This window comes from Butyrivibrio sp. INlla16 (assembly GCF_900104155.1).
Classification (GTDB): Bacteria; Bacillota; Clostridia; order Lachnospirales; family Lachnospiraceae; genus Butyrivibrio.
Genome location: NZ_FMYB01000004.1, coordinates 145,239 through 166,644 on the forward strand (window position 1 = coordinate 145,239; position 21,406 = coordinate 166,644).

Genomic DNA, 21,406 nt, shown 5'->3' on the forward strand with positions numbered 1-21,406 from the left:
TTAAGCATATGAAAAGAGACAATTAAGAAATTATAAAATATCCTTCTTCTTGGTGCCAACGCTCTCAACAACGGAATCCCCGATGAAAATTTTATAGGTCTTCCCTAAACTTTTCCCATGCATCCTCATGAGTTACAAAGTATCTGGGACACTCCTTACCGGTAACATCGTAATGTCTGATAACATGATTTTTCTTTAGTCCGAATTCCTTCATGAGCCATCTAGTAAGCTTTAAAAGTGATTCATAGGAAGCGTCCGTGAACTTTCCGGTATCGTCGGGATGACTCACCTCAATGGAGATGGTATCATGGTTTCTGTCGTTACTTGCTGCAGATCTCTCATTCAAGGGAAGACACATAATGATCTCACCTTCCATTCCCACAACAAAATGAGAGCAGACATCGGAATCCTCGTGATTGAAAAAATCCCTGTTCTGCTGCGCTGTTGTTCCCGGATTACCAACATAGTGGATTACAATATCATTTATTCCATCCAGTAAAAGACCGTTTCTCGAGGGATTACCCTCATCTATCAGCTGAACATCAATCCATTCCGGAATCTCTACCATTTCCGCATACTTCACATAATCAATCGGTTTGAAAGTTTTGTATACTATGAAACCGAGTATTACTACTACGATTAATTCGATCAGCAAAATAACTGTACGCGCTTTTTGCTTTTTTCTTCCGGGCCTTCTTCTTTTGCTCATCTTTTAATACTCCCCTTTTTTCATACCTTACCGCTACATGAGATTATACTACAATCCCTGCAGTACTTTAATTAATTGCGAAAAAAGGGCCTGACGCTCAAGTCGTCAGACCCTTTATAAGGACTAGCTATGATTGATTATTCTTCAAGTGCTTCTATTGAATCAGCTGCTGCGGATAATGTCTTTCCGTTTTCATCAATAGTAAGCTTATAGTACTTACCTGATCCTACATATCCTGAAGGTGCAGCACTCTCATACAGATAGTAGTATCCGTATGGCAGATCGGAAATGTTCAGACCTCCTGCTGCGCCTGATGACAGGTTCTTTCTGTAATAAGATCTGTCAGGTCTGATGATATCAAAGGTTGCTCCCTCAAGAGGTGATCCATCGGTGGATTCCTTCTTAAGGATTATTCTCTCGTGCTTCTTTGATATATTCATGATGCCATACTCCTTAACATCAAGAGTATCGTCCACGTGGGTAGCATCCTTCATTCTTTGGATCCTGAACTCTTCATCAACCGCCAATGTTATACCAGCATCAGTAGCTGCTTCACTTCCTACCACAATCCTGTAAATGCACGGCTTTGCATCGTCGTCTCCTGCTGCCGGCCCATCTCCGAGATCCACGTACTTAGTGCAGTCAAATGTGTAATTATCAGGAGCCTTGACTTCCTTCATATAGTAGGTGCCTGCAGGAATTTCGAATTTTACCTCACCCTCATCATCCTGAGTAGCGTATGCCTTCTGCTCCTTCACCTCATTTGATCCGGTTCCGGTAGTGATTGTTACCTTCTCAATCTTATCATCATCCTCATCAAAGGTTGTTCCTTCATCGGCATCTGTCACCACTGCATTAAGTGCATCATCATATGTCTTATAGAGTGCAAACCTTGCTTCGGAAGAATCCCCTTCGTTCTTCAGTGCCTTTCCGTAACCATCAATCTTCTTGAAGGTTACTTCTGCGCCATTTGAGTTGATGATATAAATACTGAACTCCTTGACACCGTTTACAACTTCCTCTTCGATCTTTACATTTGCAGTATTATTGGATGTAATTGTTCCGTCGTCTTTTCCGGATATGGTGATAATAATATCATCCTCCAGCAGCATGAATCCTGGCTCTACCCATGTCTCCGTAAGTGTATATTCTCCAACATACATCTCGGGATTCACTGCATTCGGACGCGGATAGAATACACCTGTGGTCTGATCAGGATAAAGCAGCGTTCCCAGAGTACTGGTATCCTTCGCCAGTGTGAAGAAGGCCTCAACACCGGGATCCTTATTGCCATCCACCTTGTAGAATGTCACCACAAACGACTTAAGAGTATTGGTGAACGTAACTGTAGTGTCATCCTGCTTCGTAACGTCAAAAGTGAACGAATTCTCTACCTCGTCGAAAGTTCCAACAAGAGCAGCTGTAGATGAAGATATTTCTACCTCCGTCTCATAATCATCCAGCTTCGTCTCTGTTATTACAAGTTTTGAACCTACAGGAACTTTTCTTATGTATGAATAGGATCCACTTGTAACACTGAAATCATCCAGTCTGTAATCGTCATCGTTAAGTGTGTAATATGCTGTGAAGTTGAAATTCGTTACAGGAGGATTAGCGCTGTCGGTTATCAGCTCTTTCTCAACCTTGACATCGATAGTCTGCCTCTCGTTGGTATAGATTACAGTACCACCGGCATCGGAGTCATGCCATTCTATCATTCTGTCTGTAGGTATGATAGAGCCTTGTGTAAGTTCTGCTGCAACCTCAGCTGTTGTGTCATAGTAATCGCCTGTGTAATCAGTCTCAACAACTTCAAAATTAAGCTCTCCGTCGTTATAGTTTACTTCGACATTACCATTATATTCCCATTCAAGAGTTTGTGCTGATCCAACCTGTAAACCGGCAGAATTATACTTTGTTATTGTGGATTTCACATATGGATGTGTTCCAAATACTACCCAGCTAGTACTACCAATATACTTCTCTGAAAAGATCTTTATATACTCTCCGTGCTTCAGCGAAACAGTTGTATATTGTTCCGGAATATTAATCGTCCCGCCTCCGATATTGGTTCGTCTGCAGCTTCCGTCAAATGATACCCTGAATATAAAGCTCTTATTCTGATCTCCCGGACTTGGTACATTTTTGTATACATATACTGTCTGTGCTTCGGCACGTGCTTCCCATACGGCATACAGTTCCTTGATTATCTCGGTTTCAAAGAAGGCATTCAGATCAGTGATCTCATAATCATTTGCAGCTGTGAACTCTGCTGTTTGCGCATCAGGTGTGCGCGCCCAACCCATAAACTGATATCCAAGTCTGGTATTAGTGGTCGGGAGTATCGTACTCACATCGGTTAATGAGAGATATACTTCATGTGTGTCATCATCACCGTAATTGTCATGAAGAACTATGGTCCTGTCATGCTGCTTGGATGTAAAGGTTACTGTTATTCCGGTAGGATCCACTATAGGAGTCTCCGTAAATGAGAAGTCCTCACCGTTTTCAACAAATCCCATAGACGGATTAACAGCTGCATCGCTTTCCCACAGCAGCATTGTTCCATAACCGAGTTCATCCGTTCCGGTTATGTTAATATTCTTTCCTGCACCGTAAGGTATCGCAAGTTTTAGAGTTTCGCCCTCTCTTACCGTGATATGATTGATATCCGTAATCGGAGTACGATCATATATTCCATTCTTGACATTTATAACCTGAAGCGCTGAAATGTCAGGCGAACTAAGACCAAATGTCACATCCCCAACATTTGTATCATTTACAAAGTTAAGGTAAACCAATGGCTCCCAAACCGCATATATGGTTTTTGCATCCGTTCTCTGAACTGCAATCACAGCATCAGCAGGATAGCTTGCTATAAAGTCACCTTCATCGCTGCTATCGTCGAATCCCAGCAGGAAATATCCGTTTTCATGCGCGAAGTAATTTTTAGAATCTGTCAGAGCATTACCTGCAGCATCCTCCTGAAGATCAGTCGCATACTTATGAAGGTCTATCTCCGCGCTTGACTGAATATTGCCAAATTCTACAAGCTCAGTGTCACCGGTAGGAGTGGTTACTGTAGCAGAAACCGTTCCTATTCCGTTCCATGTACTTGTAAGATCTGTATTGGTATCAAGCTCTGTAGTACCACCATCTAGAGTTATGAATCCGGTATTAGCATCAAGGGTAAGATTTGCTACATTAGGCCTTCTATAAGAAGCGTCTCTCTCCTCGTAATAAGCCTGCATATAGATTTTTCCGGCACTATCTGCATAATCAGCCCTGATTGTAAACTTGTCACCGGGATCATAGAAAACATTACTCTCAATCGGTGTATATTCAATGGCACCACCCGGACCTACCGTTTTATTGACCAGTCTCCAGCCTCTAAAAATATACTCGTCAGTCTGACTTCCATTGGCAGTAATTCCCGTAGGTTGCTGAAGAATTTCTGTTTCGGCACCATCCGCATAGTTTGAATCCGTTATTTCCGGATCTCTCCACAGAACAAGATTACCATTGATAATCACACTGGATCCGCCACTCTGAATTGTAAATTGTGGATCATACTCTACAGTATATCCACCATCAAGTCTCCAGGCTGCAACTAATTTATAAGGTCCACTTACAGGCTTCGAGAAATCATTGGGCATGCTTTCGCCCTCTTTATACCATCCAAGGAATTTATAATTTTCTCCCGGATACTTTTCCCTATATTTCTGAGTAGAAACATATAAGTTTTCCCATGCATCCCTTCCTAAAACATTTACATCTGGTGTATAGCCGGCATCTCTATTTGCCACAGTCCATTCATCATAGAACTGATAGTACGAATCTATTTCTGCTTCCGTAACATATATCGCATTTCTCAAGTCACTGGGAAGTCCGCTACCATCATTACCATTATATTGAGTGTTGATATAACGATATATCGTACCCGTGTAAGTTGCAGCTGCTGCATCACTTATAGGAACATAATTTCGTTCAACAGTATATTCGCTGATCAGTGTCCCATAAGTCGCATTTATATAGGTTGCCTGACTTCTATTGTATCCTGAATTATCAGCTCTGAACGGATGAATATTCGCATAGCCCTGATACCAACCATTGTATACACCGTGATCAATATGGTCAATCTCTCCGCCATTTGGATCAACCATTATCCTATACTTCAAGGGCGACCACTTAGCATATATTATCTTATTAGCTGCCGGCATAGTCTGTGTAAAGTCAAACGGTGTTGTCCCTGTTTTATCCTCATACCAGCCATCAAACTTATAGTTATTCGGTACATTCGGCGCAAAGTAATCACTTCCGGTACTGGAAAATCTACTAAACGACTCTTCATAAAGAACAGAATAATACTTGTTTGTACTTGGTGCGGTAGGGAATGAAAGACCTACATCGTTCGGATAGTTTACATCCATCGTAAGTGTGTATGAATTTCTGGTATGGTAAACATAGAACGGTAACGTTAAATTATTTACCCTTTGCTCAGGTGTAACAGTGTGTGTACCTCCTCCTGATACAAACCCCTCACCATTTGTTGAGTATGCTGTAACCGTAAATCCATCAAACTTATTATTAAAGTTAAAATTGGTTGGTGACTGTGTACTGTGTGCAATTACAACATCGGTCTGGCTATAAGTTTTATCCAGCTGTTGTCGGTAATGACGGATTTCATTTGATCCTGAACTGCCATTAAGGTAAAGATTATACGGATTAGCCGTCTGGGTGAAAGCATTCAGCATAGTCTGAGTAGTTCCACCACCACCACTTTGCTCATTCCAAGAATATGCAGCTACATCATCCCAGCTATATCCGTTTTGAGCAAACGTCTGCCCATACAATCCTGTCCACTGCAAACTCGAAGTAGAAGATCTTGTATAACGCTTACCTTCATAATTATGTGTGCCCTGACCATCGGTATATGTCCAGTTGTAATACGTAGTACTTGTACTTGCTAATTCTGCATATCCGCCATTCTGGTCAAGACCGTACTGAGTTCCCGTAGTCGCCGTAGTGGGTGTATATCTATAATTTGCATAGTTGCCTCCGCGTCTGGTATATCGGGTTCCGTCATACGGATTATTGGCAGGGCTACCATCACTTCTATTGTATCTCTGATAATTATTACCCACAGTATTAAGAGTAACATATGTTTCGGTCGGTGTGTAAAGTCTATATCCCCCCGAATTGGAAGCAGTGTAAACATACATGAAATACCATTGTGTCTCTGTATAACTACTGCCTCTGGTTAATTGATAATAATTCCCATCTACATATCCATAGAGTTCACCTGTAGTATTATTAGTCTCTGTATAACTGTAATTTGTTGTTTCGCTTGGATGATTTACAAAGTTAATAACCATCAGGTCACGGTCATAATAGACATTGATAACCGTAGTTCCATCACTGGCAAGCTTGTCCGTACTCATAGCACATCTTGCATAATGGAATCCTGTGTAGCTGCCACCGCTGTATGCCTTATATGCTGCCAGATCCAGCTGATCCAGTGTACTTGATGATATACCGGCAACATTGGTAAAGGAGTCGCCGTAATCGTATGTCTTTTGGGCTGCTGTCGCAGTTTTACTGTCAGTTATTTTCTGCTTCCATATAATAACTGTATATGTGGTATCCGGGTATTCCTGCCACCGAGCATACAAAGTAAGAGCGTCAAGCTCCTTGTACAGGTAGAGCTTTCCTCCCTCAATTTTATAAATTACGGTTGTTCCATCCGCAGCATATCCTGTCTGATCAATGAGCGATCCGTCAGGATTAGATATTTGTATCGCACCACTGCCAATATTTGTGATATCACCATTAGCGTCAAGCGTGGCATTTGCATACCAGCCCATGAAATTATAACCACTTCTTACTGCTTCGGTACTATCCGGTAAAGAAGAAATATAATAGCTGTTTTCCGAATCGGTGGTAAGGATATACTGTGAAGGTATGTATTTTGCATTATTACTGCTTTTACCGGTATTAAAATTAATCCATCTTGCTTCAGCAAAGACAGGATACAGATCCAAACTCTTATTTGTAAAATCGGTTTTATTAAAAGTCACATAATATCCGGAGGTACTTCCGGGGCTGTCAATTTCCTCTCCGGTAGTAGCATCAACCGAATAGTAGCAAGTCTTAGTTGTATAACCCGGATTAATAGTCTCCCATCCGGCGAAAACCTTTCTGGTCGGATCAGTACTTGTAGCCTGTACATCACCGATACGAATGGTTACACTTTCATCACTACCAAGAACAACAAACCTGCGGACAAGCAGGCTGTCTCTAAGAGTTGTATCTTCCTTTGCACCTATATGGAAGTTTACAAAATAGTAATCCTCATAAATTGGCACAAGATATACATGGCAGCATCCATCATCTTCGAGGATTCCGGTACCTGACACCCCATTTATGGTCCATGTTACATTATCTCCAACAAGGCCGTTTGTAGGAGGTGTGATTGTAATTGGCTTTTCAAATACTACCTGATCCGGATCATCACTCCAGGAATATGTAATCTGTCCTGCATTCTCGGAATCAAAGTTAACAATGTACCAACCGAAGAAATACTTCTCCTCTACAACTGTTCCGGAACCATCAACAATCTGCTTATTCGGAGGATTCTTAATGGGTTCAAGTGTTTCTCCGTTCTTTATTATCTCTGTTGTCTGGTTGGTTCCAACTTTATTCTCAAATACATAAGGAGCAGCAGAGAACAGCCCACTTCCGAGATCGGTATTATCCTGATCTATAAAGTGGAACTCAACTCTGGGTGTCTTAACTTCATCTTCACCGGTATGTCCGATTACCACGTATACAGAAAAGCTTCCTGAATTGAATGTCAAGGTCTCTTCATGGACTTCACAGTCTACAACTTCCGTCTCATCTCCGAAATGAACAACAGACATCTCTCTGTCTTCATTCACGTCATCCTGCATAAGCTGTACAGACACCGAAACATCCTTAGAGGGCTGGTAGTGCTCTTCAGTCTCAGGATCAAGGAAATAGATATCAAAAGCATGTGCAAACCAGATATCCTCGTCAGAGGAATCGAGTTCACCTACACACTCTTCCATATAGTTCTGATACTCCTCGGAGCCTTCAGCTATCTCTTCTACAACAAGCTCTGCACCTGCAGGAATTCCGGAAGCATTATCATAGTCAACTGTTATTTCATATACATTTCCATCTGATGCCTTAACCTGCTTCTGTAAAAGCGGCTGAACCAGTATATAAACCGAGAATCCTTCTGTCTCAAAACCTACTGTGTCAGCAGCTTCATTCGTGGCAGGATTTTCCTCTGTCTGCTCTTCCTCTAAAGTTTCGTTAGTTACGGAGGCCTCAATTACCTGAGGCTCATCCTCATCCATGTGAACCGCGGATATCACATCATCAACAAACAGCTCATTATTGGGATAAAGCTTTTCTGCCTTAATCTCGACATATACGGGTGCCTGGGGCTGAATCTCCTTGCCATCCTTCATTATGCTGATGTCGATAGCCTTAAAGCTTGCAACCTCTTCGGGCGACAATTCCACGGCCTCTGCTGCATCAGAAGTAAGCTGATCATAGTCATAGTCTTCGCTATCCTGAACTATATCAACAATCTGAACCTCTGCTCCCTTTGGAATTTTAGCATCGGCGCCAAAATGAATGGTTATGCCGTGCTCTTCATCTTCAAGTGAATATTCTCCGTAAGTCTCTTCCTCTTCTTCCTCTTCTTTCTCCTTTTCTTCTTTTTCCTCTTCTTCCTCAGTCTCTTTTGTATCCTCTACAGGTTCTTCCGTAACTCCCTCAGTATTTTCCGTATTTTCTGTATTTTCAATATTTTCAGTGTTTTCTGTGTTTTCTGTCTCTTCAGTATTCTCAGCCGGGACTTCTTCTGCCGGAGCCTGCTCCTCTTCAGGTGCAACATTTTCACTGCTTTCTGCACCTTCATTTTGCTCAGGAGCCTGTTCTTCTTCATAGACCGGCTCTTCTGAAGGTTGTTCTTCTGCCTCTGAGTAACTGCTTTCCTCCGCTTCCGGATAGGATTCCTGCTCTGCTGCATTCTCCTCAGGCTGTTCCTCAGCAGCAGGTTCTTCCTGATACTCTTCCTGAGCCGGTTCCTCGTAATATTCAGGCTCTTCGGGTTCCTGAACGGGTTCTTCGACATATTCAGGCTCATTAGCAGCCTCAGGTTCAATATACGGAACGTCCTCAGGGCTTCCCAGTACCTCTTCCGAAACTCCCATTATGGGTTCATCTATGATAGATTCATCTGCTATCGGCTCTGTTATTACTGCTTCTGCCAATGTTCTGACATACCAGGGACTATTCAGATCACTTGCTCTTGCAGTGATTGCATCATAAGGAGACGGTATCTCACCGCCATTATTTGTCTTATTAAATGCTCCCAGGTTATTACTTACACTATTTTGGATATTGGTCTCAGGTCTTGGCCAGTCACCGTGATGTTCGTATACAAAGAACAGCGGATCACCTGTATCATCATACGCAGCATCCCCGTTTGCCAGTTCATAAACAAATTTCATGGCAAAATCACTCGGAAGACCATCATCATATTTCTGAGTATGCTCTTTTCTTGCAGCATACTGAGTCTGTGAAACCATCACACTATTATTGTAGGTATAAGCTGATGTGTCAGGAATATCATCTGCTTCCTTTACACTATCAAGTGCCTTGATTCCATCAGGATTTTCATCAGTTCCGCCTATTCCCAGAACGTATTCATCATCAACCCTGTTGATGATCTCGAAGTAGTAATCTCCGGAGGAAGTAATCGAGCCGCTTCCGATAAATCCGCCTGCAGCAACGCCCGCAGAATCTCCTTCAAATACTACCATTCCGGTTGCATAGCAATTAGTGGCACTTCCACCTGAAGAATTGCCAATAAAGCCACCTCTTGTCGATCCCTTTGCAGAGCAGGTCGAATAGCTGTTAGTTATGGTGTCACCGCCTGATAATCCGATAAAGCCGCCTGCGTCACCGCTTGCAAGCACATTTATTCTTCCGGGAGTTGCATGATCCTCCGCATTGCCGTACTTACCGCCATCTGAAGTATGTCCTCCTGCGTAGCAGCAGTCTATGGTAGTTCCGCTCGAATTACCGATAAATCCTCCGGCTGACGTACCACCCTCAACATACATCGCAGTACCGCATCCGGTTACGCTTCCGCCTTCGGTTTTGCCTATAAAACCGCCGGCGTTTCCGGTGCCGTTTATAATAATGTTGTTGTCATATGCCGCTTCGTTATATACGAGCACGTTTCGAACTTCGCTACCATTCATTGCTCCTGCGAATCCGCCCGCATCTGCGGTTGAGCTCACTTCAATATTTTTGACAACGCATGCATCAACAAGGCCGCCTTCAAGGGATCCTATCAGTCCGCCTGTGCTTCCTGCACCTGTAAGAATTCTGGTATCAGCTCCAGGCTCTGCGCCTTCTACAGTTCTGTTATATGCAAATACATTTTTGACAGTTGCTCCTGTAAGCTTTCCTGCAAGCATGCCTGTTGCACTGTCTGCAGCAGTATTTGTGATTGCAAAATCCCTTATAACCAGATTTGCAATAACAGCATTTGATTGGTCGCCAAAAAGGCCTGCATTTTTATCTGTACCGACTATTGGATACGTTGTGTCAGCTGTATCTACATGTAAGCCTTCTATTACGTGATATTTATTGTCTGTGGGAGTATCTTTACCATTATCGGTTTCGACTGCCCTGTCCGGATCAACGCTGTCAGCTGAAGTAATAATTAAAGCCTGGAGCTCTGTGTCTGTAGGCAGCGATGTCCCCGTAAATCTCTCACCTGTAAATGAAATAAGTTCGTCATTGGAAATCGGGGTGAAGTTTCTGACCGCTCCATTAAACAGATTCGCGGTCTCATCCCAGTCAATATCTTCCTCCAAAACAGCAGCAATACCTGAGTTACCGCCGGATGCACCGTCAGCAGCCGCAGCTGTAACTTCTGAATATTCATAATCAAGATTCTGGAGATGCCTGGGATAAATAATCTCTGCGGCGCTGCAGGAACCTATCTCATCAAAATCAGCAAACAGACTGTTCTCAATATTGGAAACAGCACTTGCACTTCTTGTCTGCTCTGATATGCCCTCAGCTGAATCAGAATCCCATACCTTGAAAGACAGGCTTATATCATTTCCGGGACTGATTGTACCAACAGAATTACTTGTGGCAGTTGCTGATGCAAGCAGATCTTTAAAATGATAATCCTTATCAAGTGAATCTAATTTTATATATCCGATGAGACCATAGGTCTCGTTTGATGCTGTGACATCCCCAAACCACGCTGAATCAAGTTCTCCGCTATGGGTGGTATAACGCTGTCCGGCGCCTACTGCACTGCCTGTCATATCAAGGTAGTTATTGTCCGGTCCGCCCTGATAATTCTGCCAGACTATATCCTGTGCAGAAAGATCGAGCTCCGCATACTGCCCGGAGGACTCCGGTCCTCTTACAGTGAGCTTAAAGGAAAGATTTGTCAGTTTGTCTTTCGTTTCTTTGTCGACTGTAATCTTTACTATACCAAGGAGATCTCGTCCGTTGACAATCCATGCGCCTGCCTGAAGACCGCCATCTACTTTTGCGCCCAGGACATTTGCATTTCCCTCGGCATAATAACCAACATAACCCTTGTAGTCCCTGATTCTGTCCTGCGCGGATCCGCGAACGGATGCTCCCTCACCCTGAGCTGTGAGTCCTGCCAGAGAAGTTCCGGCCTTCCCAAAATTGTCACATATTATGACAGAATATACGTCAAGACTAAGGGGATCATACTCAATGATTAAACCGCTGCCGCCAAGCATTGTCGAAAGACTTTTGTCCTCAAACACTATATTGCCAGCATCATCTGAAGTAACATAGGCAAGGTCTTTACCGCCATACGAAAATGTATTACCGTTGTAAAGCTCATCTACAACCGATACGGTTACAGTTTTGCCGTTTTGCTGGATTTCTGCCTCGGTTTTTTCCGAAGTTACAAAGAGCTCCATCATTCTGCTTTGCGCAGCATAATAGACAGCCTGCGCCCTTTTATCACTGTGAGACTGTCTAACATTCAATATTATTGTTCTGCCCGCAATAACTCCTACTGCCAATAAAATCAGCAGTATACCGACAGCTATTAATAATTCTGCGATACTGAACCCCGATGTGGCTCTGTTTCTGCCTTTTTTGGTACTATTCATAATATTTACTTTTTTCACCCCTCTGAAAATCTATTTATTGCTAAAGAAAAGCCGTAAGTCTAGTTATCTTTTACCTCTCCGGGTACTTCGATATCATAATTACCTTTAGCCAATTCTTTACCTTTTTTATCGGCTATTTTAATGCTTAAGTTAAATCTCCAATATGGATCCGTATCCGTTGGCCCCGTTCCTTCCTTTTGAAATGTTATATCTAACTTAAGCTCCTCTGCATAATCATGCGGACCCGAACCTTCCATACCCACTATCGGATAATACTTTCTGTCAGGTTCCTTTATGCTTTGCAGATACAGCGTATCCCCATCCACAATCTTGCATCGCCCGCCAATAAGGCCGCTTCCGTCCAAAAATGTAATTCCGTTTGTATCATCTATTTCACTTGCTGTCGTGATCTCAGATCTGACAAAATCCGTAAGCGTGGACATTATCATCTGTGCATGAGCGATATTGGTATAACTTTTATAGTGTGCCGATGCAAGTCTCATCGACTCTGCAATCAGCTGCGACGCAAGGAGCAGTATCAAAACCGCAAACAGCATCTCCGCCAGCGAAAAACCTTTGCTGCCGCTTTTCTTTACCTTTTTATGAATTTGTCCGATCAGTCCTTTTATAGCTCTCATCCTGCAAACTACTAACTAATTTATTGTGAAACTGTCAACACTAACTCCGTTGTCATATCCCGTACTTGAACCGGAATCTTCGTAATACACAGATTCTTCCCTGGCGGCCAGATCTGCGCGTGTTGCTGCTGCTATCGCACCGGGCAGCATCATCAGTGCCAAAGCCGCAATTAAGAGTGCCACCAGTGTCTCCGCCAGTGATTCTCCTTTATTATTCAGCTTTTTTCTGATAGTACCCTGCATGTGATCTTTACCTTTATGAATCCAGTTTCTTTCCGGTTACGTACATTCCGGTCTTGGACCAGGAGATATACTTCACATCTTTTGTTGTATAGCTTCCCGTATCGGTTTTTGTACCATATACATCTTCCTTCACAAGTTCCGATGATCCGGGAATCGTAAGTGTCAGGGGATAATCCACATCTCCGCCATCTATCCAGACATCCACGCTAATCGTATAGCTCGGATACATGGTTATTCTTCCCTTGAGCGTTCCATGCAATTTATCATTAACTCCGTCACTTACAAAGGTTATATCCTTGCTTGTCTTAGCGCCGCTACCCGCTACCGATTCTGCCATAGTTTTTACAGTCTCTCCGAGCTCATCCTTGAATCCCTTTATTATTGGTTCGCCCGTTGCCGGCGTAAGCGAAGCACTAACTCCCTCTTCATATCTGTAAGTGGCATCACTCTCTATGCACTCGCGAATCAGATCCATAGCCTTGGTTGTTGCCGCATACGCGATCTCTTCTTTCTTCTCCTCAACAGTCCTTCTCGCATTTAAAAATGCTGAATTTACGATTGCGAGCGAAATAAAAGAACAGATTATGAATACAACGAGTGCCACCACAATGGAAGCTCCTCGGTCATTATTCTTTTTTCTAAGTAATTCCAATAATTTCATTCTTTAAGCGAATCCTCAGGAAGCTCCTTGTCGGGAGTTCCGTCATGCATGGTTTCATAAAATGTTCCGGTAAGCCTTACTGTCACTTCATCGTCATTTAAATTTGTTCCAAGCTGCCTTGGTGTTACCACCATGTCATTTATTAGGCATCTGTTTTCAGATCCCTCAAGCTTCTCTATTATTTTCTCTGCAGCAGCAAAGCTGTTTACAGTAAAACTCATCTCCCACTCTCTTCTTATCAGGTCACCTTCTCTCGTAAGATTTGTAAATCTCACTGTATAATCCTGTGTCCTGTCAAGAGTGTCATGGAGGAAATCAAGTTCCTGCTTTCCTGCGTTGTAACTTGGCAGATAGCTCAGCTTAGAATTCTTATTTGCCTCGATATCCTCTGTCATGGCCTGCATACTGTCAATCTTGTTCTTTGTTGCAGCAAGCTCCGTAGTAAGTGCGTTTTGTTCCTGCTTGGAAGAAGTAATCGCATTCTCAATCGGAGTCAGGACAAACAGATAATAAGATGCTGCAATAATCACAAGAAACAACAATACCAGAAGTATCTTTTCAGTTTTCGTAAAAGCTCTATTCAGTATATTCACTTTTTTATTCCTCTTCAGAAGACTCTGTTACCAAATGCACTTTTATTTCAGCATCTACCCCTGACTCAATTTCTTCCGTCCTATCATCATCTTCGATGGTTTGGGCAGATACAACCGAACAGCTTTCAACTATTTCCTGATCATTGATCTCCATCGTCAGCTTGCTGACAGCCTCCAGGCTCTTTGCTTTTAAGTTAATTGTCATTACACCCTTCACAAGATCCATATAGGTGACCTTCATATTCTGGTGTCCTATAAGATCGACAAGCTGTGCCGCATCAACTCTGCTTATTCTGCTTCGCTCTTCAGCGTTCATCGTATCCCAGGTGTAATGGTAATACTCATTTTGCAGATCTCCCGCACCATCAATAAGGGAACTTATACCGGATACCTGCTCCTGCAAGGCAGCTGCCCTGCTCCTTTCTATCAGAAGAAGGTTTATCTTATCCAGCAATGTAAACTTAAAGACTACCGCCAGAACAAGTATTGCCGCTGCTATTACTCCAAGTATTGCCCAAATGTTTTTCTTTTTCTTTGTACCCGCAGCCGCCAAGTTGCTATTGGTCTCTACTCCCAAAGCATCGCTTAAAAGTATTCCGACCGAGCTGTAGGTTACATTTATTGTTTTATCCTTGCTGTACTTAGGATACAGCTCATCCATAGTCTGAACGTTTTTATCGATACGCTTTTTGAGCATCTCTACCAGCGGCTCCGTCAGAGCACCGGTACCACATATAACCGCCTCGCCAAGCCTCGATGTCATATCCGACATTTCATAGAAATTCAGTCCCTTCATGATCTCTATGGAAATATCTTTATATGCATTTACTGCGGCATCCATCTGGTTACAATCGTTATAATTCTGCCTAAGATAAGTAAGAGCCAGGTGGGAATCGACATTCATATCATCAGCAAGTGCCTGAATTATTGCATTCTCCCCGATGTCAATCGTATGGGAGAGCTTAAATTCGCCGTTTTTAAATATCATCATTCTTATGACGCGGCGTCCAATATCCAAAAAGCACCTTTCCTTTGTGACCTCTTCCTCGTCACCCAGGGCACCCAGCATTGCTTCATATACCGAGGTCTCGGGAAGCGCCTTTACAAGCCTGAGTCCCGCCATTTTAAGTGTTTCTCTAAGGCTATTAAGAAGCTCTAAAGGAACTGCATATGCAAGAAGATCCACTTTCAGATTATCTTCATTATCCGGATTTTTTCTTTTTACATAATCGAATACGTACTGGTTCAGCTCTCCCTTGATAAAGTCCTTAAACTCATAGGGAATGTTATAGCGCAGCTGTTCATCATCGATGCTTGGCATGGAAATCTTACGAACAAAAATATCGTTGTCCGCAATTACATACGCAGCATTTTTGCACTTAATTCCTTTATCCTTCATCTGCTCCTTAAGGAATTCGGCAAAAAGGTTCTGTGAAAGGATTTTATTATCCTCAACAATATTTGAGGGTATCTCTTCCCAGAAAGATTTGCGTATTATATCGCCTTTCATCAAGGTCATTGCCAGTATTCCATGTGAAACACTTATTCCTAATATGCCCTGATTGTTTGCCATCAGTTCTCCCCTCTCATAACAGCTTAAAGTACCAGGATGTTATGGTATCTCCAATGATTAGTACTATATATGCCGCCATTGCTATCGAAGGTCCAAAGGGAAACTCCTTTGATGCCTCCGGAACAATTGCTTTTCTTAAAAATGCAAATATAAGTCCCAAAATGCAGGACAAAATTATTAGTTCATAGGAGCCTGCAAGGCCAAGATATAATCCAAGTAGCGCAAAGAGCTTAATATCTCCGCCTCCAAGACTGTCCTTTTTAAGGATCCTGTCCATCACAAGGCTTATGATCAGTGTCGATGCCCCTAAGATGAAACCTGCAAGAAGCCTGAACACAATGTACTTAATACTGCATATGCCAAGTATAAGCTCAAGTATTGAAAAGCCTATCCAGCTAATAAGTGCCGTCACAATAAGCATATCCGGAATCTCGAATGACTCCAGATCCACCATGGCGATTGAAAACAGACAACCGACAAGGATCCATTCTTTGCAAAATAAAATCCAATCTGGACCTGTGTGCAAAAACAGTATTGCGGACAAGATCATAAACGTAAGCTCCGTAAGCGGATACCTTATCGATATCTTCTTTCCGCAATATCTGCATTTTCCTCCGCTTATTACAAAGCTAAGAACCGGTATCAGATCAAGTGCGTAAAGCTCATGCCCGCAATTCATGCAGTGGCTTCTTCCTTTTACAAAATCCTCTTTTCTTACAATTCTCATGGACATGCAATTCAAAAAGGATCCAAAAAACAATCCAAATACAGATATGCATACCAAGTAATATATATGCTCTGCCAAATCACATCCCCTGATACATCGTAAACATTGCCATATAAATTGCTATTACTATAAATCCGGCTACAACAGCTATGAAGATAAGCAGCGCAGGTTCAAGCATCGCTATTGCTTTTGCAACTGCCTGTTCCAGTTCGCTGTCATAGTATTTTGCAACTACGTCCATGGTGTGTTTCATCTCACCGGTCTCTTCTCCGACACCCACCATGTCTGTTAGGATATCCGGCATAACTCCGCTATCACGCATGGAATCAACTACCGTCCGTCCTTCCTCTATTTTTCCTACCATGTTGGCTATCTCTTGCTTGTATACTTCATTGGTCATAACTCTTGAAGTAATACTTACGGACTTGGTTACAGGAAGACCTGAGCCTATCATTGTAGCCATTGTATTTGCAAAAAGACTTGCCGCATTAAGCTCTGCTATATTCCCAAGAACAGGAAGTTTTAGCTGTATCTCCGACATCTTCCTTGCACCGGAGGGAGTCCTTTTAAATAACAAAACGCCAATTATTATCACGGCAATAACTATTACTATCACCAAAATATACTTGCTGAAAAAGTTGGATATTCCGATAAGTGCCCTTGTTATCAACGGAAGCTCAGTATCAAGTTCCTCAAATATCGCAGTAAATGTCGGCACTACTTTTACCATAAGAATCATTACAACCACTACAGCTACGCAAAGCACAAATAAGGGATATGCCATAGCACTTCTGACCTTTGCTCCCATCTTCGTCTGCTTGTCGAAGTGTTTGTATATAGAGTCAAAGGATCCGGCAAGGTCACCTGCCTCTTCACCGGCCCTGAGTGTTTCACAAAAGGTAGCCGGAAGCATATCTCCACCATGCTCATTAAAGGCTGCAGACAGCGCTCTTCCTGCTTCAACGTCTTCAAAGACTTTAGTAAGCATGTTTTTAAGAGACTTATTTGTAGTTTTATCCCTTATGAGCTTTACAGTCCTCGATATCGGTATTCCTGCCGAAAGAATGGTTGCAAACTGGCTGCACATCATAGTAAAGGCTTTGGGATCCAGCTTCTTTCCGCCGATATCAGCTCCCAGAAATTCCGGCAGTTCGATACTTTTATCATGTATCTCTTTTATGGAGACTATGACATCGTACTGCTGCCTAATCTTTGCCGTAGCTTCAAGCTGATCAATTGCTTCAAGCATCCCATCAATTTTCTCACCTGAGGACGTAAGCGCCGTGTATTTATAGCTGTTCATGTTTCCCCTCTAACACTAATTCATGTTTCTGGTAACAAAATCTTTGTTTACAGCATAATGCAATGCATTTTCCCTTGTTATAAGCCCTTTTCTTACGAGCATTATGATTGACTGATCCATGGTCTGACCTCCAAGCTCGGCGCTCGTAGCAACCGCATTTGCTATCTGAGGAGTATTGCCTGTTCTTATAAGATTTCTGATGGCATCGGTTACTATCATGTACTCGGAAGCAAGGGCTCTTCCACCGCCCTTTTTCTGAATAAGCTGCTGCGTAAGAACAGCCTGCAGTACCATTGACAGCTGAAGCCTTATCTGCTGCTGCGCAGCCTCCGGGAATACCTGCACCATACGGTCTATGGAATCGGCAGCACTTCCTGTATGAAGCGTTCCGAACACAAGATGGCCTGTCTCTGCAGCTGTTATAGCTGTTTCTATCGTATCCCTGTCACGCATCTCACCTATGAGGATTACGTTGGGATCCTCTCGAAGGGATGCTCTAAGGCCCATTGCAAAACTCTGTGTATCTTTACCGACTTCTCTTTGATTTATCGCACACAGATCGGGCTTATACATGTACTCCACCGGGTCTTCCAGCGTGACAATATGTCTTCTGTAATGATGGTTGATATTATCCAGTATTGCAGCAAGTGTCGTTGACTTACCGGAACCTGTTTCACCGGTTACAAGTACTATTCCCTTATGGAGCTTGGGAAGATCCAGAACTGCCAGTGGAAGTCCCAGCGTTGAAAGCTCAGGAATATGTTCCGAAAGGATTCTGAGTGCAAGAGAAGGTACTCCCTGCTGCTTAAAAAGATGTATTCTGCATCTGTTATCTGCGAAGGTATCAGCAGCATCAAGCTCACCTGTTGTCATCAGTTCCTCGAAGGCTTCTTCCGATCCTGCAAGCCTTTTTGCCAGACTCAGACATTCTTCCTTAGTGACCGGCATATCTGCCATATTTTCGAGGTCTCCGCCTACTCTGTATTTCGGAGGAAGGCCGCAAATAACATGTATATCGGATGCTCCGTCAGCTTTTGCCTTTGTTACCAGTTCTTCAATCGTCATCATAGGCATGTACCTCAATCATTTTCATTAACTACACGCATTACTTCGTAGGTGGTTGTCACTCCGTCAATAACCAGTCTGGCTCCGGCTTCCCTCAGAGATACGAAACCTGTACCCTCCTTTTTTAGCGCCTTTTCAATCTCGCCTCTTCCGGCTTTTGAATAGATGAGTTCTCTTACTTCCGGAGTTATCATCATGATCTCGAAAACGCCGATTCGTCCTGAGTAACCTGTATTGAAGCAGTGCTGGCAACCCCTTCCGAATTTAAACTTGGTGCCGGGCTCGATTTTCACGCCAAGCTTCTCTATCTCTTCCTGTTGAGGGTCGTATTCCTCTGCACAATACGGACAAACACGCCTTACCAGTCTCTGCGAAATAACGCCTCTTAAGGTTGCTGAGATCAGATAGGGCTCTATGCCGATATCCTCAAGTCTGTCAATTGCGCCAATCGCATCATTGGTATGAATTGTACTCATAACGAAACGTCCGGTGAGCGCTGCCCTCAAGGCTATCTCCGCTGTCTCTCCGTCACGTATCTCACCTACGGATACTATATCCGGATCCTGACGAAGGATTGCTCTAAGACCGTTTGCAAAGCTCATATTTGTCTTCGCATTAACCTGTACCTGGTTTAATCCTTCAAGGTTATACTCGATAGGATCCTCCAGTGTTACCAGATTGACATCTCTGGTATTCAGCTCGTTTAACATCGCGTACATGGTCGTAGTTTTACCTGATCCTGTAGGTCCTACGAGAAGTAATACACCATTTCTGTAATGGATGAGCTTTTCGTATTTTTCCGTATCTTCCGGGCTCAGTCCCAGCATTTCTCTATCAATTTCAGTGTTGGATTTATCAAGAAGACGGCAAACTATCTTTTCACCCCACGCAATCGGAAGCGTGGATACACGCATATCAATGCTTTTGCCAAGAACGCTGACTGCGAATCTGCCATCCTGAGGAATTCTTTTTTCTGCGACGTCCATTCCGGACATGGTTTTAATACGGGCGATAACCGATACGGTTACGTCCTTCGGCACTTTGAGAATATCCCTTAGTATGCCATCAATACGCATACGGACATCCATATGTTGTTCTCTGGGTTCTAAGTGAATATCTGACGCGCGCTCAGCTACAGCACGCTCAATGATCGAATTGACCAGACGGATGACAGGCGCACCTTCCCCATCACCACTGATTGCATTAGATGTTATTACGAAATCAAAATTGGAGAGTGATGTTTCTGTCTCCTTATCCTGGATTCCAAGCTCTTTCTTATAATCGGCAATCGCCTGCTTGGCGTTCTCATTGCCGTACAGGGTATTGATCGCTCTCTCAACCGCTTCATTGGTCGCAATAAGCGGCACAATCTTAAGATTGGTTGCTTTTCGCACGTCATCAAGAGCATAGTAATTCAAGGGGTCATCCATTGCTACAAAGAGTGTGTCCCCCTGTCTTTGGACCGGAACAAGGTGGTTCTGCTTAGCTGTGTTTCTAAGCACAAGCTTCGCCATCTCCTGCGGAATGTTTACTGTTCCCAGGTCTATATAGTCTACTTCGAGCTGAACCGCAAGTGTCTTTGCGATATTGTCCGGAGTAACTATTTTGTTGTTCATTAATACTTCACCGAGCTTCTCGTGTGTCTGCTTCTGGATATCCAAAGCATACTGAAGCTCTTTTTCAGTAATCAGACCTCGCTCAATAAGCAGGTCACCTATTCTCTTCTTTGGCATATCCCCCTCCTGGTATAACCAAATCAAAAAGTGTTAAGGCGCAACCCATTTAGAAGAGATACTATGATCTTTTCCAAATTTTATTTGAAGATATTTCCCCAGGTTTTCTTTAGAATTACCATAGGGTTCAATCGTCAGCTTAGCTTGTGCAGGTTCTATGAACTTTTTCGTATCAATATCAAATATCGCCACAGTGTCCGTAAGAGAATCATCCTGAAGATAATTGATCAGCGCTTCTCTCTCCGCAGAGACAACTATTGTATCATCCATATTCCTCTTGGTTTCTTCAGCCTTAATGCGAACGATCCTAATAGCAATTATCGTGATAAGCACCAGTGCAATAAGTGCAAAAAGTGCTACTGTACGCGCTATTCCTTTGCTATCTTTGATCCTATTCATAAGCATCGTCCTGTGTATGATACAAAGCGACAAATTGAATATATTCCGTATATATTATATCACTTTTTCATTAACTATAAAAATATATCTTGTATAAAGCAAATCTTTATTATTTATGATTTATTTCAAACCAGGCAGGCTCAATCTTATCAAACATATTTGCATACTGAATATGCTGATATTTCTTAATAAGCGGGTTATCCATAACCTCCGCAACACCTCCCGAGTTCAGAAGTTGAATAGATTATAAATCATCCGCAAGCCCTTGTGGCATGCGGTATTTTTTTGTCAATATTTTGTATTTTATGTATAGTGTAATCTAATGGAATATGCTATAATATGTTAAGAAAGGCGGTTTTTATGAACATTCTTTTATTTGGCATATCAAATATAGGCAAAAGCTCTACTGGCAAAGTGCTTGCCAACAACCTTGGATTTGATTTCTATGATCTTGATGACGAAGTAAAAAAAGCATTTGGAATTACTCTTGAGGAATTTGTCAACACAGGCATACTTAAAGAGCGCGACTATAAAAGAAGC

At 42.7% G+C, this 21,406-nt stretch carries 13 protein-coding genes; 1 reads left to right on the forward strand and 12 read right to left on the reverse strand.

Features of this window, described 5'->3' with window-relative positions; translation table 11 throughout:
- Positions 1 to 91: 91 nt before the first annotated feature.
- The 12 genes from BLR42_RS03495 to BLR42_RS03550 form a co-directional block, all read right to left on the reverse strand.
- Complete coding sequence (locus BLR42_RS03495; RefSeq protein WP_091866680.1) at positions 92 to 709, reverse strand: peptidoglycan recognition protein family protein; 618 nt, start codon at positions 707 to 709, stop codon at positions 92 to 94.
- Positions 710 to 846: 137 nt separating this feature from the next.
- A complete protein-coding gene (locus BLR42_RS03500; protein ID WP_091866682.1) occupies positions 847 to 11,931 on the reverse strand; it encodes a SpaA isopeptide-forming pilin-related protein in 11,085 nt (3,694 codons plus the stop codon).
- Between the two features lie 59 nt (positions 11,932 to 11,990).
- Positions 11,991 to 12,569, reverse strand: a complete 579-nt coding sequence (locus tag BLR42_RS03505; protein ID WP_091866684.1) for a hypothetical protein — start codon at positions 12,567 to 12,569, stop codon at positions 11,991 to 11,993.
- 15 nt (positions 12,570 to 12,584) lie between these two features.
- The gene (locus BLR42_RS03510) at positions 12,585 to 12,812 is read right to left on the reverse strand and encodes a hypothetical protein (protein ID WP_091866686.1); all 228 of its coding nucleotides are present in this window, start codon (positions 12,810 to 12,812) and stop codon (positions 12,585 to 12,587) included.
- Positions 12,813 to 12,825: 13 nt separating this feature from the next.
- Entirely contained in the window at positions 12,826 to 13,473 is a 648-nt protein-coding gene (locus BLR42_RS03515) for a hypothetical protein (protein WP_091866688.1), read from the reverse strand.
- Positions 13,470 to 14,066 (reverse strand): hypothetical protein, encoded by a 597-nt coding sequence (locus BLR42_RS03520; protein WP_091866690.1) that lies wholly within the window; start codon positions 14,064 to 14,066, stop codon positions 13,470 to 13,472. Before BLR42_RS03520 ends, BLR42_RS03515 begins: the two co-directional genes overlap by 4 nt.
- Before the next feature lie 4 nt (positions 14,067 to 14,070).
- Positions 14,071 to 15,639 (reverse strand): pilus assembly protein PilM, encoded by a 1,569-nt coding sequence (gene pilM / locus BLR42_RS03525; RefSeq protein ID WP_091866692.1) that lies wholly within the window; start codon positions 15,637 to 15,639, stop codon positions 14,071 to 14,073.
- Positions 15,640 to 15,652: 13 nt separating this feature from the next.
- Positions 15,653 to 16,444 (reverse strand): prepilin peptidase, encoded by a 792-nt coding sequence (locus BLR42_RS03530; RefSeq protein WP_091866694.1) that lies wholly within the window; start codon positions 16,442 to 16,444, stop codon positions 15,653 to 15,655.
- A 1-nt stretch (position 16,445) separates the two neighbouring features.
- Positions 16,446 to 17,669, reverse strand: coding sequence for a type II secretion system F family protein (locus BLR42_RS03535; protein ID WP_091866696.1), 1,224 nt, complete (start codon positions 17,667 to 17,669; stop codon positions 16,446 to 16,448).
- 15 nt (positions 17,670 to 17,684) lie between these two features.
- A complete protein-coding gene (locus BLR42_RS03540; protein WP_242879170.1) occupies positions 17,685 to 18,737 on the reverse strand; it encodes a type IV pilus twitching motility protein PilT in 1,053 nt (350 codons plus the stop codon).
- Positions 18,738 to 18,748: 11 nt separating this feature from the next.
- Positions 18,749 to 20,467, reverse strand: a complete 1,719-nt coding sequence (locus tag BLR42_RS03545) for a GspE/PulE family protein (RefSeq protein WP_091866698.1) — start codon at positions 20,465 to 20,467, stop codon at positions 18,749 to 18,751.
- A 33-nt stretch (positions 20,468 to 20,500) separates the two neighbouring features.
- Positions 20,501 to 20,866, reverse strand: a complete 366-nt coding sequence (locus tag BLR42_RS03550; protein ID WP_091866700.1) for a hypothetical protein — start codon at positions 20,864 to 20,866, stop codon at positions 20,501 to 20,503.
- Positions 20,867 to 21,226: 360 nt separating this feature from the next.
- Between BLR42_RS03550 and BLR42_RS03555 the strand changes: the two genes are divergently transcribed.
- On the forward strand, positions 21,227 to 21,406 hold a 180-nt coding region (locus tag BLR42_RS03555; protein ID WP_278289124.1), incomplete at its 3' end, for a shikimate kinase.

What these genes read in the sequence shown, in the direction of transcription:
- BLR42_RS03535 (WP_091866696.1), bottom strand. Translation starts at nt 17,669, where the DNA reads ATGAACAGCTATAAATACACGGCGCTTACGTCCTCAGGTGAGAAAATT.
- pilM (WP_091866692.1), bottom strand. Translation starts at nt 15,639, where the DNA reads ATGGCAAACAATCAGGGCATATTAGGAATAAGTGTTTCACATGGAATA.
- BLR42_RS03505 (WP_091866684.1), bottom strand. Translation starts at nt 12,569, where the DNA reads ATGAGAGCTATAAAAGGACTGATCGGACAAATTCATAAAAAGGTAAAG.
- BLR42_RS03545 (WP_091866698.1), bottom strand. Translation starts at nt 20,467, where the DNA reads ATGCCAAAGAAGAGAATAGGTGACCTGCTTATTGAGCGAGGTCTGATT.
- BLR42_RS03510 (WP_091866686.1), bottom strand. Translation starts at nt 12,812, where the DNA reads ATGCAGGGTACTATCAGAAAAAAGCTGAATAATAAAGGAGAATCACTG.
- BLR42_RS03540 (WP_242879170.1), bottom strand. Translation starts at nt 18,737, where the DNA reads ATGATGACGATTGAAGAACTGGTAACAAAGGCAAAAGCTGACGGAGCA.
- BLR42_RS03500 (WP_091866682.1), bottom strand. Translation starts at nt 11,931, where the DNA reads ATGAATAGTACCAAAAAAGGCAGAAACAGAGCCACATCGGGGTTCAGT.
- BLR42_RS03495 (WP_091866680.1), bottom strand. Translation starts at nt 709, where the DNA reads ATGAGCAAAAGAAGAAGGCCCGGAAGAAAAAAGCAAAAAGCGCGTACA.
- BLR42_RS03550 (WP_091866700.1), bottom strand. Translation starts at nt 20,866, where the DNA reads ATGAATAGGATCAAAGATAGCAAAGGAATAGCGCGTACAGTAGCACTT.
- BLR42_RS03515 (WP_091866688.1), bottom strand. Translation starts at nt 13,473, where the DNA reads ATGAAATTATTGGAATTACTTAGAAAAAAGAATAATGACCGAGGAGCT.